We start from the raw sequence: 14649 nt of genomic DNA on the forward strand, positions 1-14649 counted from the left end.
TTTTACTCTTCTTCGTTTCTGCGGTCAGAGCGGTAGGTACCGCCCCACTTGGTGCGGGTTTCAAACTTCGGATCCTGCGGACCGGAGGCAGCGGAGTCTCCGCGGCCGCTTTCCGGGGTCTCGGTCTCAACGAAGGCTCCGCGCTCATCGATGTAACCGTAGCGGCGGCCCACCTGCGCAGAGGTGCGGTCATCTACGCGGCCCTTGCCGCCGGAGACGAGGCCCACGCCCGAAGTGGCGTTGACCGGGATTTCGCCCGCGTGATCGTCGGCGTCCGGCTCGATGATGCTGAAGAGCGGATCCTTCGGGTGCTCTTCCACCGTGGGGATTTCCTTGTTGTAGAGCACGCCTTTCACCGCCGCCCAGAGGAACGGGATGATGCCGACGAGGAACATGACGTCGCCAGGCATGCGCAGCCATTCCATGATGAAGTTGCCCGGCTCGGTGATGTAACCCAGAGAGCGAGCTTCGACGTAGCCGGAAGCCACAGACTCGTACAGCTGCATGGTGCCCAACGGAAGCAGCGAAATGACAACCATCCACAGCAAACCGAGGTTCTGCAGCCAGAAAGCCCACGCCATGCCCTTTTCGGACCAGCGATCCTTCGGTGTTAGGTAACGCAACGCGAAGACGGATAGACCGACGGCGAGGAAGCCATAAACACCCATCATGGCGCCATGCGCGTGGTTAGCGGTCAGCGCGGTACCAATCTCGTAGTAGGAGACAATCGGCAGGTTGACCAGGAAGCCAAAGATGCCAGCGCCGAGGAAGTTCCAGAAGCCCACGGCAACGAGGAACATAACAGCCCAACGGTGCGGGAACGGACGATCGCCGGAAGCACGCTGACGCGAACCGAGCTGCATGAAGGTCCAAGCCTCAACGGTCAACAGAGTCAGCGGCACAACCTCAGCCGCGGAGAAGAAGGCGCCGAGGGCCATGTGCTCGACCGGAGTGCCCGAGAAGTACAGGTGGTGCATCGTGCCGAGCACGCCACCGGTGGAGTACAAGATGATATCGAGGAAGATGATTCCCAGCGCAATCTTCTCACGGATGACGCCGAGGAGTACGAAGACGTAGGCCACCATGACGGTGGTGAAGAGCTCGAGGAAGTCCTCGACCCAGAGGTGGACCACCCAGAAGCGCCAGAACTCAGCCACGGAGATGTGGGTTTCGGAACCGGCGAGGTTGCCCACGGCGTAGAACGCGGGGATCGCCAGGCCAGCGTAGAAGAAGAGCCACGGCATGTTGGACTTGTGTTCGTCCTTCAGGCGGCCGCGTAGCTGGCGGAAGATGATTCCAATCCATACGAACATGCCGATGGTCAGCAGAACCTGGAAGAAGCGCGGCAGATCCAAAAACTCCCACTGCTGGGAGAAGAGGGTGCCTTCCTTGATGTAGCCCATCGTCGAGAGCCACTCGAAGGCCATCGAACCAAAGACCACGACGGCAATGGCGCCCAACAGGAACCACACCAGCCAGTGCTGCTTCTTCGGCTCCTTCTTGCCCACGAAGGAGGACAGGAAGATACCCGCGCCGAGCAGGCCACCCGCAGTCCACAGAAGGGACAGCTGAAGGTGCCACGTACGCGAGACGTTGTACGGCAGAATCTCCTGGAGAGGAATTCCGAAGAAGCCGGTGAGCTCCGTGCGGTAGTGCTGCGACGCGGCGCCCAGCAGAGCCTGGATAAGGAAGAGCAGCGCAATCACCAGGACGAACCACGCCACAACCTTCTGTGACTTGGTCAGTCCCACCTCGCCGGGCTGGGAGAAGTCAAGGTTAGGAGCCTCCTCCGCGTGCCAACCAATGGACTTAGACCAACGGCCGTAAATGGCGAAGATGAGGCCAGTACCACCGATCAGCGCGATGAGGGAGAGCACGGACCACACCACGAGGTCCGCGGTCGGACCATTATCTACGCGCGGCTCAGCCGGCCAGTTGTTGGTGTAGGAGTAATCGTGGCCGGGTCGCTCGGCAGCCGAAGCCCACGCGGTCCAGCCGAAGAAGCCCACCAGGTTGTTGATCTGCTTCTCATCGGTGATGAACTCGGACGGCAAACCTTTCTCATGAGAAAGAGGACCGAAGTACTCGGCATAGTAATCCTTGATCGACTCGAAGGCCGCGATCTGGTTATCGGTCCATTCCAGGACGCCGGTTTCTTCGTCATACCGGTTCTCGCGGAACTCCTTCTTGACAGCCTCCTCTGGGGTATCGGCGTCATCGATGAAGTCGGGGACCCCGTTGGCGTCGTTAAGCTCACGCGCCTTTTCCAGGGACAGACGCAGGTATTCAGCGGTGTAATCCGGCCCCAGGTAGGCACCGTGGCCCATCACGGAGCCGTACTGCTGCAGGCCTCGCGTCTGGTAGAGGGCCTGACCGTTGAGGATTTCTTCTTTTGTGAGGACGGTTTCACCGGTGGATTGCGAAACGATTTTTTCAGGAAGCGGCATCGACGCGGTGTAGGTGCGGTAAGCCAAGAATCCCATGACTAAGAAGCCAAAGATCATGACTAGGGCAACACCCTGCACCCACGCGTTGCTCACTGACAGAACCGGCCTCCGGCGGTCCTGCGAGTTGAGAGAAGTGGACATATGTTTTCCTGTCTTGTAAACGGTGCGCTGAGGCTGAGAATCTCAGCGCCAAAGATTCCAATTAGGCCCGAAGACCTCCCCCACATTATGAACGGCTTTATCCGTTTTTAATAGATGGTGACAAACTTTAACCCCGCCACGGGGCGGACAAAAGTTGGAATTTTCGCCACTTTTCGCACCTTAGGGAATAAAGCGCCTACCTTCCGCCCCTCCGCCACCACCCCGTGAATCACCCCTGCGAGCCTTGTTTAAAACGGACTTTTCCGTAGAATACCGTGTATGAACTTCGCAGAACACACCAAGCGCAACTGGCTCATCACCTTCTTTGCCGCCATTTTCCTCGCCGCCATCGTCTCCATGATTTTCCTCAACGACCCCCACCAGACAGTTACGGTAGCTATGGTCTTCATCGCCGCAACGCTCCTCATCTTCGGTGCCATCTTGGGTGTGTGGTACTTGATCAAGAAGCGAAAGTAACCGCAACCAACCGCTCGGTCTATTTTTATTCTTCCCCTCGCCTGCAATTTTCGGTAAGTCACTTACAGCTCTGAACCGCTTGGTCTAGCCTGTGTGACATGAGCACCAAATACGATAATTCCGCAGTCAACGAGTGGTCGTTCGCGACCCGCGCCCTCCACGCCGGCCAGAACCTGGACGGCTCCACCAACGCACGCAACGTGCCGATTTACCAGACCACTTCGTATGTCTTCAACGATGCCGAGCACGCCGCCAACCGCTTTAACCTTTCGGATGCCGGCCCGATTTATACCCGCCTAACCAACCCCACGCAGGATGCGCTGGAAGAGCGCCTCGCTTCCCTCGAGGGCGGTGTGGCCGCCGTAGCTTTCGCCTCCGGCCAAGCCGCCGAAACCGCGGCCATTTTGAACCTAGCCTCCGCCGGCGACCACATTGTTACCTCCCCGCGCCTCTACGGCGGCACCTCCACGCTGTTTACCGTTACCTTGAAGCGCCTGGGCATCGACGTCACCCTCGTGGAGAACCCCGATGACCCGGCCTCCTGGCAGGACGCCGTCCAGCCAAACACCAAGGCTTTCTACGGCGAGACCTTCGGCAACCCGGTCGCCGATGTCCTCGACATCCCCGCCATCGCCGAGGTGGCGCACAAGAACCAAGTCCCGCTCATCGTGGACAACACCATCGCCACCGGCGCGCTCGCCCGCCCGCTGGAGCTGGGAGCGGATATCGTCGTGGTCTCCACCACCAAGTTCTACAGCGGCAACGGCTCCGCCATCGGCGGTGCCATCATCGACGGCGGCTCCTTCGATTGGACCGTCGAGCGCGACGGCAAGCCCGTCTTCCCCTACTTCGTTACCCCGGACGAGGCTTATCACGGCCTCAAGTACGCCGACCTGGGCGCACCAGCCTTCGCCGTCAAGGCACGCGCAGGCCTGCTGCGCGATACCGGTGCCGCCATATCCCCCTTCAACGCGTGGCTGACGTTGAATGGTATTGAAACGTTGCAGTTGCGCGTCGAGAAGCACAATGCCAACGCCCAGGCCGTGGCCGAGTATCTTGAGTCCCACGCCAAGGTCACCACCGTCAATTACGCCGGCCTAGACTCCTCCCCGTACAAGACCACCAAGGAGAAGCTGGGATACGCCTACACCGGCTCCGTGCTCTCCTTCGACATCGACGGCGGCCGCGAGGAGGCGTGGGCGTTCATCGATGCGCTGACGCTGCACTCCAACCTGGCCAACATCGGCGATACCCGTTCGTTGGTGGTGCACCCGGCGACCACCACGCACTCCCAGTCCGACGAGGCCGCGCTCAAGGCAGCAGGTATCACGCAGGCCACGGTGCGCCTGTCGGTGGGCATCGAGGATGTCAACGACATCATCGCCGACCTCGAGCGTGGGTTCGCGGCCATTGGTTAGCGCCATCCCGGAGCTCGCGCCCGAAGGCGAGCTCGCCGTCGTCCCCATTGGTGACTTCACCACGGAAGCAGGCGCCGTGCTTGCCGACGCCCACGTGGCCTACCAACGCTGGGGTGCTTTCGCCGGCGACCCCGACGGCGTCAACAACGTCTTGGTGGTTGAGCACGCGCTGACTGGTGATTCCAACGTGGTGGATTGGTGGTCCGACCTGGTGGGGCCTGGCAAGGCTCTGGACACCACGCGCTGGTGCGTTATCGCGACTAATGCGCTGGGCGGCTGCAACGGCTCGACGGGGCCGAAGTCGCTACACCCGGATGGAAAGCCGTGGGGCGGGCGCTTCCCGGCCCTGTCGATTCGGGACTTGGTGGAGGCCGAGCATGACTGCTTGAAGAAGCTGGGTATTTCGCGTGTGCATGCGGTACTCGGCGGCTCGATGGGTGGTGCCCGCACGCTGGAATGGAGTCTTCTGCACCCCGAAAGCGTGTCCGCGGTGTGCGTGATTGCGGTCTCCGCCCGGGCGTCCGGCTGGCAGATTGGCATCCAATCGGCGCAGATTTCCGCCATTGAACGCGACCCGTTTTGGCATGGCGGAAATTACTACCTCACGGACAAGACTCCGCGGGATGGTCTGGCGGCGGCGCGCCGCATTGCGCATTTGACGTATCGCGGCGAGCAGGAAATCGACGAGCGCTTCGGCGCTACCGCGCAGCAGGGCGAAAACCCTTTGGGCCCGCACCGAGAGCTCAACCAGCGTTTCGCGGTGAATTCCTACCTGGACTACCAGGGGGCCAAGCTTACGGAACGTTTTGATGCGGGGTCCTACGTGGTACTCACGGAGGCGCTGAACCGGCATGACGTCGGCCGCGGGCGCGGCGGGCTCATCAAGGCGCTGGCGGCATCACAAGTGCCGACGATGGTGGTGGGCGTGGACACCGATATCCTCTACCCCTATCACCAGCAGGAGCACATCTCCCGCAACGTCAACCACTTGCTAGCGATGGCCAAGATTGTCTCGCCCGTGGGTCACGACGCCTTCTTAACGGAGACTCGGCAGATGAATCGCATCCTGCGCAACTTCCTGCTACTCTCCGCGCCGAATGGCCTCGATGTGGGTCCCGCGTACGTCGGCGACGAATACTACATCTAGATGAGTATTTACGTCTAAGAGCCAAGCGCGTCGATGGATAGAGCCAAGAAAACCATCGCCGCGCCCAAGATGCCTGTAAACCACGCATCGAAGCGCTGCGAGCGCACAGCTAACACGCCGACTCGGGAGGAGTCGCAGGTCAAGCGAACCACCGTCAGCCACACCAGCGCCCCGCCTAGCAGCATCGTGGCGCGGCGCCAGTGCTCGAACACGGCGTAAAACCCCGACACTACAACCGCAACTACGAACAGCCCAATGGCCACCCACTGCACCGCCGGCGGCAGCGCCGAGGGCTTGAGGTTCGCATCGTGGGGGTTCGCCAAAGACACCGGCGGCGCAGTTTTCCCGTGGGCGTGGTTGACCCCACGGTTGCGCACGCGGCTGGGGGCTTGGTCTTCAGCCTGCGCTTGGGCTGGGCGCCGAGGAACTCGGCGCGCTCGGCGCTGCGGGTTCGCCTGTGATTGTGCAGGTTGGTCCGTCATTCTTGCTACTCACATGCTCGAGTTCGACGTGTGCTTGCAGTAAACGTTATTCAGCAAACGTTAGTCAGCGGCGAGCTTCTCGGCACGCTCGACGATGTTGCTCACCAGGAAAGCACGCGTCAGCGGGCCCACGCCGCCCGGGTTCGGGGACACGAAGCCGGCCTTCTCCCAGACGTCCTCGGCCACATCGCCGGCGAGTTTCCCGTCGACGCGGGACACACCGACGTCGAGAACCGCGGCGCCTTCCTTGACCATATCGGCGGTGAGCATGTGTGCCTTGCCTGCGGCGGCGATAATGACATCGGCTTCACGGGTCTCCGCGGCGAGGTCCTTGGTACCGGTGTGGCACAGCGTCACCGTGGAATTCTCACTACGGCGGGTCAGCATCAGGCCAATCGGGCGGCCCACGGTCACGCCGCGGCCAATGACCACGACCTTCGCGCCATCGAGCTCTACCCCAAAGCGGCGCAGCAGGTGGATGCAGCCATTCGGCGTGCACGGCAGCGGGGCTTCCTCGTTGAGCACCAGCTTGCCCAGATTGATCGGGTGCAAACCATCGGCATCCTTGGCTGGATCGATGAGCTCCAGCACGCGGTTTTCATCCAGGTGCTTCGGCAAGGGCAGCTGCACGATATAGCCGGTGCAGGCGTCATCGTTGTTGAGTTCCTCGATGACGCGCTCCAGCTCCTCTTGGGAGACGTCGGCAGGCAGGTCTTTGCGAATCGAGTTGATTCCGAGCTTCTCGCAATCGCGGTGCTTCATCTTCACGTAGGAATGCGAACCCGGATCATCACCCACGAGGACTGTGGCCAGGCCCGGGGTAATCCCCTTTTCCTTGAGGGTGGCCACGCGCTGGGCCAGGTCCTCGAAAATCTCGTCGCGGTACAGGTTGCCATCTAGTTTGGTAGCGCTCATGCCCACCATCCTAGACTGATGTCTATGAGCCGCTTGCACATTGTCTTCGACAACCCCGTGATCCCTACCAACACCGGCAACGCTATCCGCACCGCCGCCGTCACGGGCGCGAGCCTGCACCTCATCGAACCGCTCGGCTTCAACTTCGAGGACAAGCACCTCAAGCGCGCAGGCTTGGACTACCACGACTTAGCAGACCTCAAGATTCACAAAGATTTCGATGCCTGCATGGAGGCCCTCCCCGATGCGCGGGTCTTCGCCTTCACCACCCACACGGATAAGTGGTTCACCGACGTGGAATACCAGGAGGGGGATGTCCTCCTCTTCGGCACCGAGCCGACCGGCCTGCCGGAAGAGCACGCCTTCCATCCTCGGGTAACGGAGCGCGTGCGCATCCCCATGATGCCGGCACGACGTTCGATGAATCTTTCCAACGCGGCCTCAACTGCCGTGTACGAGGCTTGGCGCCAGCTCGGCTTCCATGGCGCGGTGTAACAAGTCGCGGCACAATATGGGTGGACTTTTACATCGAAGGAGACACCTTGCCTAGCCTGCGCCCACTGCTTGATTCCCTCATTACCCGCGTCGAAGCTTCGTCTGCCGCACACGCCGCGCAGATAGCGCGCGTGGATCCCATCCACCGCCCCGGTGCGGTCAACCTCGTGCGTTATATGGAATTGCGTTCCCAGGACGCCGTCGAACTCCAAGAAGGCCTTACCGCACTGGGCGCAACCAGCCTGAGCCACCCGGAGCCCGCGGTGCTGGAGCGCCTCCACGCCGCGCGCAACGTGCTCGATGCCTTCGAAGGCCAGGCGGCGACCTATCCCGTGCGGCCCATCGCCACGGCCTATGCGGACGCGGACGATATCCTCGACGCCAACACGGAAGCCCTCCTCGGCCCCACCCAGGAGGACACGCACGCGCGCATCATGGTGACGCTTCCCACCGAGGCCGCGGAGGACTATGAGCTGGTTCTCGGTTTCGCCCGCGCGGGCATGGAGTTAGCCCGCATCAACTGTGCCCACGATGACCAGGCGGCTTGGCAGAAGATGGTCGAGCACGTTCACCGCGCCGCCAAAGAGGTGGGGCGCGAGATTCTCATTTCCTGCGATATTGCTGGCCCCAAGGTCCGCACCGGCACGATCGAGCCGGGCCCGCAGGTCATCCGTGTCCGCGGCGAGCGCACCGCAGCAGGCGAGCTGCTGAGTCCTGCAACACTCGTGCTTCACGACGCCCCCTCCACCACCCGCGCCCAGGGGGTGGCGAGGGAGGCGTCGCCAAGCGCGGCGCGCCCGGCTGTAGCACTCGAGGTGGACGGCGAGTGGTTGGCTGGCTTGGAGCCTGGCAGCGAAGTGTGTTTTACCGAAGCACGTGGGCGCTCCCGGGTGTTCACTGTGGAGAGCGCGGAGGCAGGCGTGGCCGTGCTGCGTGGCGAGCGCAACTGCTACCTCGCCGAGGGAACGGTCTTGAACCACGGCGGGGAGATCACCCGGGTGCATGGGGTGCCGGCTCTCGAGCAGAAGATTCGCCTGCACCGCGGCGAGGAGTTGGTGCTCAGCACTTCGCAGGAGCCGGCGCGCATCGCGGAGGGTGAGGTGACCACTATTGGGTGTACGCTGCCGGAGGTAATCGGTGCGCTTCAGGTGGGCCACCGGGTGATTTTCGATGACGGCGCGATCTCCGGTCGTGTCCGCGAAGTGCGGGTGAATGGTGCGGCGCGCGAGGCGGTGGTCACCGTGGAGCATGCCGGGCCTACCGGCACCAACCTGGCGGCATATAAGGGAATCAACCTGCCGGATACTGACGTCCCGCTGCCCAGCCTCACCGAGGAAGACATCGAAGCGCTTCGTTTTGTGGCCACGCACTGCGATATCGCGGCGGTCTCCTTCATCCGCACGCCGGCTGATGTGGCTTTCCTCTATGACACGCTGGAAAAGATCGCCGCCGAGCAGGACTCGGAAGAAATGGCGCTGCACGTGCGCGACCTGGGCATCGTGCTCAAGATTGAGACGGTACCGGCCTATGAGCAGCTGGGAAGCGTGCTGCTGGAGGGCATGCGGCATGCCAAGTTCGGCATCATGATTGCGCGTGGTGACTTGGCCGTGGAATTGGGTTTTGAGCAGATGGTCCAGGTTCCAGGGCGCATCATGAAGGTCGCGGAGTCGGCCCACATCCCGGTCATCATGGCCACGCAGGTTCTAGAAACCCTGGCCAAGACCGGGCTTCCCTCCCGCGCGGAAATCACGGACGCCGGCTATGCGCTGCGCGCGGAGTGCGTGATGCTCAACAAGGGCCCGCACATCACGGAGGCCATCCAGATTCTGGACCGCATGTCCCGCAAGCTGGGTCAATCGCGGTTGAAGAACCGTCAGAGGCTGCGGCAGGTCAGCAGCTGGACCACCCCAAACGCCTAATACGTGGCGCACCTGCGCCGCGTGGTGAGGATCACCTAAGAGATAGCTACAAAACCTAGACAGACCTATGTTTACTAAGGGTAGCCTATAAAGGTAATGCTTATTCGGTAGTGCTTATTTAAGAAAGAGGGCTCACCGTGAAGTTATCTCAGTGCCCACGACAAACCGCCGACGCTATCCCCGTGGGGTGCAGCATCACCTTGGGAAAGAGTGCATCTCCTGCACCTGCGATGCCGCACTGGCGGTACGCCTCGGCGAACTAGGAATCCGCCCCGGCGCCACGCTGACCATGGGCCCGCGCGTGGCCGGTGGCGCGCGCGTTGTCTCGGTGGGCAGCTGCCGCTACGCCATCGATAAAGCGACACTACAAGCCATCGAGGTCTAAACCATGGCCTCCTCTCCTAGCTGCCACGGCAATCCGGGCGGCGCAGTAGCCCCTCTAGGCGCTCCCATCATCGCGCTCGTCGGCTCCCCCAATTCTGGCAAGTCCACGCTCTTTAATGCCTTAACCGGCGCGAAAGCGCAGACCGGCAACTGGCCGGGTACCACCGTTGAGGTCAGCCGCGGCGCCTGGAAGCTGGGTGAATCTACCGCCGATCTCATCGACTTCCCCGGCACCTATTCGCTCGATCCGCTCAGCCCCGATGAGGCGCTCACCCGCGCCATGCTCATCGATTGCCCCGCAGATGAGCGCCCCGACGCCGTCGTCGTGGTCGTCGATGCCAGCGCCGTGGCGCGCGGCCTTAACGTCGCCCTCCAATTAGCGGAACAGCCTTACCGCCTCATCATCGCACTGACCAAGACCGACGTGGCGCTCAACCAGGGCCAGTCGGTCGATCCCGCCGCGCTCGCTGAAGCTACCTCCATCCCGGTGGTGGTGGTTGATGGGCGCAGGAGGGAGGGCGTCGAGAAGCTGCGCGAGGTTGTGATGGAGTCTTTGGCAACTGAGCCCGTGCAGCTGCGCGAGGACACCGGCCTGGAGGGCCGCTTCGCCGAGCTGGATGCGGCAGCGAAGGCCTCGGTCAGCGAGGTGGAGCATGCCACACCTCTCTCACACCGCCTCGATGCAGTAGCACTCCACCCGGTAGCCGGGCCGCTGCTGTTCCTGGCCGTGATGTGGCTGGTCTTCCAGATCACCACCACCGTGGCCGCTCCCCTCCAGGATGGCTTGGAGGCGCTGGTTTCCGGCCCGTTGAGCGACTGGGCGCGGGCGGGGCTGGAGGCCATCGGTCTCGGTCATCCCCTCATCACGGGCCTGCTTGTCGACGGCCTCATTGGCGGCGTCGGCATGGTCCTCACCTTCGCCCCGCTCATGGCGCTAATGTTCTTGTGCTTGGCGGTGTTGGAGGATTCCGGCTATATGGCGCGTGCGGCGGTGGTCACGGATCGCCTTATGCGGGCCATCGGTCTGCCGGGCAAGGCTTTCATCCCCATCGTCGTGGGCTTTGGCTGCAACGTGCCGGCGATTTCCGCCACCCGCGTGCTGGGTAGCCCGCGACATCGCATCATGACGGCGCTGCTCATCCCGTTTACCTCGTGCTCGGCGCGCTTGGTGGTCTTCGTCATGCTCTCGGCCACATTCTTCCCGGAGCATGCCGGCAGCGTGGTCTTTATTATGTACGTCATCTCCATCGCGCTGCTCGTGCTGGTGGGGCTGGCCCTGCGCAAGACTTTGTGGCGCGCGGTTCCGGAAGAAGCACTGGTTATTGATCTTCCGACGTACCAGCTGCCCACGGTGCGCCTTGCGTTCAGCGTCATGTGGACGCGCTTGAAGGGCTTTTTGCAGACCGCTGGCGGCATCATCGTGAGCACCGTGGTCGTGGTGTGGCTGCTCATGGCCATCCCGGTTGGGGCTGCGGCGCAGGATTCGTCGTGGGGTGAACCACCAGCCCCGAAGGATTCGGCCTATGGCGCGGTCTCGCGCACCATTGCCCCGGCCTTTGCCCCAGCCGGCTTCGATTCTTGGTCCTTGGCTGGCCCGCTGGTCACTGGTTTCGTGGCCAAAGAGGCGCTGATTTCAACGTGGGCGCAGACCTACGCCGTCGAGGACGTCACCGATGCCTCCGCTGAGGAGCAATCCCACAGCGCGCTTAGTGACCATGTGCGTGCAGATTTCGAGCAGGCTTCCGGCGGTCATGCCCTCGCCGCAGTGTGGGCCTACATGCTCTTCCTGTTGGCCTATACCCCCTGCGTGGCCACGATTGCCGCGCAGCGCCGCGAGATTGGCTGGCGCTGGACGCTCTTCGGCTTCGGCGTCCAGCTTGCTACCGCCTGGGTACTGGCCGTGGCGGCCTTCCAGGTGTTGAAGGTGTTTATCTAGTGCCTGCATCCCCCATCCAGGCCGTGCAGGGAGCCATCGAATCCGGTGTGCGCTCGCGCGCGGCTATCGCTGCCGAAACCGGTCTCGAGCCAGGCACGGTGGATCTCATCCTGGACCACCTCATGGCTTCCGGGGTTCTGGACATGGAGCCGCTGGGGTCTTGCCCCGCGGGCGGCTGCGGCTCTTGTTCCGCAGCCTCGGCCTGCGCGGGCCCCAGTGGCACCCGCGGGCCGGTGCTACTTAAGCTTCGCCGTCGGCCTTAAGCTCTGGGTTTTCTAGGGACGGCAGGCGGCGGGTGCGCAAGCGGGAAAGAAGCGCGTCAGCGTCGGCCGGCGTGAGGTCCTGGCCGGCCATCTTTACTGGCCCCGCCACGAGGTCAAAGCGCACAGTGCGCACGCCTGCAAGGTGGCTAAAGGGCCCCACCTTCAGCGTGAGCTCCTGGATATGCGGGGTACCGATCACCATGACGCGGCGATTGATGCGACCACGGTGCACGATGGTGACAGGCTGAGGTGATTCCACCAGCGTCACCGACTGCTGCGCGCGGTCAAGCGGGCTTACCCAGGTAGCCCGGCGCGGGGATGTGTAGGTGGGCTGGGTGTGTCCTTCAGGGCGTGCATACTCTTCAATCTGTGTGCGGTCCAGATCTGAGACGAGCGCCAACAGCTCCAGCGCCTGCTCGCGGGTACCCACCGGCAGGATACGCGTGGACCCAGACTGCTTGCCGCTGCCCTTCGCACCATAGCCAGCGACAGAGACCTGCACCTCGTACCAGCCGAAGCGCCGCCACAGGAAAGGCTGGCTCACCCGCACGCCGTGAATGCGACTGATGCGGATAGTTTGGCGGCGTCGATCGGCGAGGCCGTAGGAGACGTTGAGGGCGTTGGTGGGGGCGTCGTGAAGCGCGGTGAACGTCCACGAGGAGTCCACCAAGCTCCACACGCGGCCCAGGTAGCCCACGATGATGGGCAAAAGCGCGGTCCACATGCCAGGAATGAAGAGCAAGCCACCAACAACGAGCGCGGTAATCAGCGTGGGAAGGCGCAGCGCCTCGGCGGCAATCGTGCGCAGGATGGGGATTTCCGGGATCAGGGCGGCTTCCTCCGCTTCTGGCGCCGGTTCACTGGCCGGTTCTTTATTCGTGCGCCGCAGCAATTCCGCACGCAGTTCTTCCGCTTTCGCCTTGGACAGGTACTCAATTTTAATGACGGAAGAGGTGCCACCCGCGGTCTCCACGCGCACCGCGGCCAGCCCCAACAGGCGCGCGATGATGGATTCCACGACGTCCACCGCTTGGATTCGCTCATAACGCGCCGAACGGAAAGACGTAGAGATGACCCCATGGCGCAGAGCGATTTCATCCTCGGTGAGCTTGTAGCCCAACTTGCGCCACCAGATTCCGGAGACCAGCCAAATCACCGCACACACCAGCACGAAGCCACCGATCCCCAGCAGACTTCCGCGGCCAACCTCGCCCAAGTGCCCGCCCTGCAGGTAAGACAGAACATCAGAAATCATGGAGGCGTTGATGTTCACCGCAAAAATAGCCAACATCGCCAGGATCAGCGACCAGAAGCGCAGCAGCGGGGTGAGGCGGTGGACGCGGGTGTAGCCGTCGACGTCGACAAGCGCGCGATCCTTCACAGCCCACTCATCCTCTCGCGGGCCTTGACGGCGAGGCGCTCGCGAAGGGCATCGGCCTCAGCTGCGGGTAGGCCGGGAATGGTGGCGTCGCTGCTGGGCGACGCCGTGTGCAACTGCACCTTCTTCAGCCCCATCGCGCGCTCGATAGGGCCGGCGGTGACGTCGACGAATTGGATGCGGCCATAGGGCACGACAGTGAAGGTGTGCCAGATTTTGCCGCGCGTAACCAAGAGTTCGTCGGCGGTTTCCTGCCAGCCTAAGTTCCTGACTTGCGCGGGGATGAGCCAGAGTTCGTAGAGCGCCCACACGATGAGCGCGCCGGCGACCCAATAGAGCCAATCCCACCAGAAATACGCCGCCCCGGCCGCCAGGGCAGCAAGAATGACGTCCCAACTCAAACGCGAAATGTAGCGGGCTTTAGTGAGTGACGGGGATACGGAATTCATGCCGCAACTTTAACACGAACCCTTGACAACTCATTGGGTTTATACAACACTGTGGTGCATGTCCCCAAAGAAGAAGCCGAAACGCCCACTATTTAACCGGGTGCGCGTTCTCCGCGTTGAACGGGACATGACGCGCGCGCAGCTTGCCGAAATGATTGAGGTCAACCCCCAAACCGTCGGCGCCCTCGAGCGCGGCGACCACTCCCCCAGCCTGGATCTTGCTTTCAACGTCTGCGAGGTCTTCGACCTACCCGTGGAAGCCGTGTTCTCCCGGACCGAATTCACCCCTATGTCCTCCGAAATCTACCGAAAAGGATAAGACACACATGTCCGCCTCTATTCCCAATTCAGTAAAGACCCGCAAGCGCTACAGCACCCTGGCCGACCTGTCCACCCTCCTCATCATCCTGTCCCTCCCCCTGCAGTTCTGGGACCTGTTCACCTCACTGATGGTGGCCGCTCTCGGAACGCTGCTGTGCGCACTGATGACGGCGCGCCTGCGCACAACCATCAACTCGGCAGACCTGCCCACGACGGAACTCGACGAGTATCAGATGCAGCAGCACGTCGAAGCGCGTGACGACGGCCTCAAGTTCTCACTCGCCGCACTTGTCATTCTGCTGCTGCTCACCGGCGTCATTAGTTGGGGTGCGCGAACCATGCCCATCATGGATGGCGTGTTCGTATCCCTGCTCTACTTCAAGCTCATCCTGCTGTTACTGGTGTGGCTGCCCTTCTCCGTGGCGCGTTCCCTCGCCGGAAAGATGAACCGCGACGAGCTCATCTCCAAGGAGTAAA

The 14649-nt window shown here is 62.4% G+C and carries 15 protein-coding genes; 10 read left to right on the forward strand and 5 right to left on the reverse strand.

Annotated elements, in window-relative coordinates; all coding sequences use genetic code 11:
- Window positions 1-2 precede the first annotated feature (2 nt).
- Window positions 3-2588: a nitric-oxide reductase large subunit gene (locus tag ABZS45_RS08030; RefSeq protein ID WP_412099374.1), complete on the reverse strand. Its 2586-nt coding sequence runs from the start codon at window positions 2586-2588 to the stop codon at window positions 3-5.
- Between the two features lie 279 nt (window positions 2589-2867).
- On the opposite strand from ABZS45_RS08030, the gene ABZS45_RS08035 reads away from it, so the two are divergent.
- The 3 genes from ABZS45_RS08035 (at window position 2868) to metX (ending at window position 5630) form a co-directional block, all read left to right on the forward strand.
- The gene (locus ABZS45_RS08035; RefSeq protein WP_412099375.1) at window positions 2868-3065 is read left to right on the forward strand and encodes a hypothetical protein; all 198 of its coding nucleotides are present in this window, start codon (window positions 2868-2870) and stop codon (window positions 3063-3065) included.
- Between the two features lie 98 nt (window positions 3066-3163).
- Window positions 3164-4483 carry an O-acetylhomoserine/O-acetylserine sulfhydrylase gene (locus tag ABZS45_RS08040; protein WP_412099376.1) on the forward strand — a complete coding sequence of 440 codons (1320 nt, stop codon included), beginning with the start codon at window positions 3164-3166 and terminating at the stop codon, window positions 4481-4483.
- On the forward strand, window positions 4431-5630 hold the full coding sequence (metX, locus tag ABZS45_RS08045; protein WP_412099377.1) for a homoserine O-acetyltransferase MetX: 1200 nt from the start codon (window positions 4431-4433) through the stop codon (window positions 5628-5630). The genes ABZS45_RS08040 and metX overlap by 53 nt, the downstream gene beginning before the upstream one ends.
- A 14-nt stretch (window positions 5631-5644) precedes the next feature.
- On the opposite strand, the gene ABZS45_RS08050 is transcribed toward metX, so the two are convergent.
- Window positions 5645-5959 carry a DUF3017 domain-containing protein gene (locus ABZS45_RS08050; protein WP_412101159.1) on the reverse strand — a complete coding sequence of 105 codons (315 nt, stop codon included), beginning with the start codon at window positions 5957-5959 and terminating at the stop codon, window positions 5645-5647.
- A 213-nt stretch (window positions 5960-6172) separates the two neighbouring features.
- Window positions 6173-7027, reverse strand: a complete 855-nt coding sequence (locus ABZS45_RS08055) for a bifunctional methylenetetrahydrofolate dehydrogenase/methenyltetrahydrofolate cyclohydrolase (protein WP_412099378.1) — start codon at window positions 7025-7027, stop codon at window positions 6173-6175.
- Between the two features lie 24 nt (window positions 7028-7051).
- Between ABZS45_RS08055 and ABZS45_RS08060 the strand changes: the two genes are divergently transcribed.
- From ABZS45_RS08060 to ABZS45_RS08080, 5 genes are all read left to right on the forward strand, one after another.
- Entirely contained in the window at window positions 7052-7522 is a 471-nt protein-coding gene (locus tag ABZS45_RS08060; protein ID WP_412099379.1) for a tRNA (cytidine(34)-2'-O)-methyltransferase, read from the forward strand.
- A gap of 47 nt (window positions 7523-7569) precedes the next feature.
- Window positions 7570-9441, forward strand: a complete 1872-nt coding sequence (locus ABZS45_RS08065; protein ID WP_412099380.1) for a pyruvate kinase — start codon at window positions 7570-7572, stop codon at window positions 9439-9441.
- A gap of 151 nt (window positions 9442-9592) precedes the next feature.
- Complete coding sequence (locus ABZS45_RS08070) at window positions 9593-9826, forward strand: FeoA family protein (RefSeq protein ID WP_412099381.1); 234 nt, start codon at window positions 9593-9595, stop codon at window positions 9824-9826.
- 3 nt (window positions 9827-9829) lie between these two features.
- Window positions 9830-11761: a ferrous iron transport protein B gene (gene feoB, locus ABZS45_RS08075; RefSeq protein ID WP_412099382.1), complete on the forward strand. Its 1932-nt coding sequence runs from the start codon at window positions 9830-9832 to the stop codon at window positions 11759-11761.
- On the forward strand, window positions 11761-12024 hold the full coding sequence (locus tag ABZS45_RS08080) for a hypothetical protein (RefSeq protein WP_412099383.1): 264 nt from the start codon (window positions 11761-11763) through the stop codon (window positions 12022-12024). Before feoB ends, ABZS45_RS08080 begins: the two co-directional genes overlap by 1 nt.
- Here the strand turns inward: ABZS45_RS08080 and ABZS45_RS08085 are convergent.
- Complete coding sequence (locus ABZS45_RS08085; RefSeq protein WP_412099384.1) at window positions 12002-13405, reverse strand: PH domain-containing protein; 1404 nt, start codon at window positions 13403-13405, stop codon at window positions 12002-12004. The two genes, ABZS45_RS08080 and ABZS45_RS08085, sit on opposite strands and share 23 nt — an antisense overlap.
- Window positions 13402-13851 carry a PH domain-containing protein gene (locus tag ABZS45_RS08090; RefSeq protein ID WP_412099385.1) on the reverse strand — a complete coding sequence of 150 codons (450 nt, stop codon included), beginning with the start codon at window positions 13849-13851 and terminating at the stop codon, window positions 13402-13404. Before ABZS45_RS08090 ends, ABZS45_RS08085 begins: the two co-directional genes overlap by 4 nt.
- A gap of 58 nt (window positions 13852-13909) precedes the next feature.
- Between ABZS45_RS08090 and ABZS45_RS08095 the strand changes: the two genes are divergently transcribed.
- Entirely contained in the window at window positions 13910-14170 is a 261-nt protein-coding gene (locus ABZS45_RS08095; protein WP_412099386.1) for a helix-turn-helix transcriptional regulator, read from the forward strand.
- 7 nt (window positions 14171-14177) lie between these two features.
- The gene (locus ABZS45_RS08100) at window positions 14178-14648 is read left to right on the forward strand and encodes a hypothetical protein (RefSeq protein ID WP_412099387.1); all 471 of its coding nucleotides are present in this window, start codon (window positions 14178-14180) and stop codon (window positions 14646-14648) included.
- The last annotated feature ends 1 nt before the right edge of the window (window position 14649 follow it).

Source organism: Corynebacterium aurimucosum, assembly GCF_046895345.1.
Classification (GTDB): domain Bacteria; phylum Actinomycetota; class Actinomycetes; order Mycobacteriales; family Mycobacteriaceae; genus Corynebacterium; species Corynebacterium aurimucosum_G.

Excerpts from the sequence above, each read along its gene's own strand:
- ABZS45_RS08030 (WP_412099374.1), bottom strand. The coding sequence starts at position 2,588 with ATGTCCACTTCTCTCAACTCGCAGGACCGCCGGAGGCCGGTTCTGTCA.
- ABZS45_RS08035 (WP_412099375.1), top strand. The coding sequence starts at position 2,868 with ATGAACTTCGCAGAACACACCAAGCGCAACTGGCTCATCACCTTCTTT.
- ABZS45_RS08040 (WP_412099376.1), top strand. The coding sequence starts at position 3,164 with ATGAGCACCAAATACGATAATTCCGCAGTCAACGAGTGGTCGTTCGCG.
- metX (WP_412099377.1), top strand. The coding sequence starts at position 4,431 with ATGTCAACGACATCATCGCCGACCTCGAGCGTGGGTTCGCGGCCATTG.
- ABZS45_RS08055 (WP_412099378.1), bottom strand. The coding sequence starts at position 7,027 with ATGAGCGCTACCAAACTAGATGGCAACCTGTACCGCGACGAGATTTTC.
- ABZS45_RS08060 (WP_412099379.1), top strand. The coding sequence starts at position 7,052 with ATGAGCCGCTTGCACATTGTCTTCGACAACCCCGTGATCCCTACCAAC.
- feoB (WP_412099382.1), top strand. The coding sequence starts at position 9,830 with ATGGCCTCCTCTCCTAGCTGCCACGGCAATCCGGGCGGCGCAGTAGCC.
- ABZS45_RS08090 (WP_412099385.1), bottom strand. The coding sequence starts at position 13,851 with ATGAATTCCGTATCCCCGTCACTCACTAAAGCCCGCTACATTTCGCGT.
- ABZS45_RS08095 (WP_412099386.1), top strand. The coding sequence starts at position 13,910 with ATGTCCCCAAAGAAGAAGCCGAAACGCCCACTATTTAACCGGGTGCGC.
- ABZS45_RS08100 (WP_412099387.1), top strand. The coding sequence starts at position 14,178 with ATGTCCGCCTCTATTCCCAATTCAGTAAAGACCCGCAAGCGCTACAGC.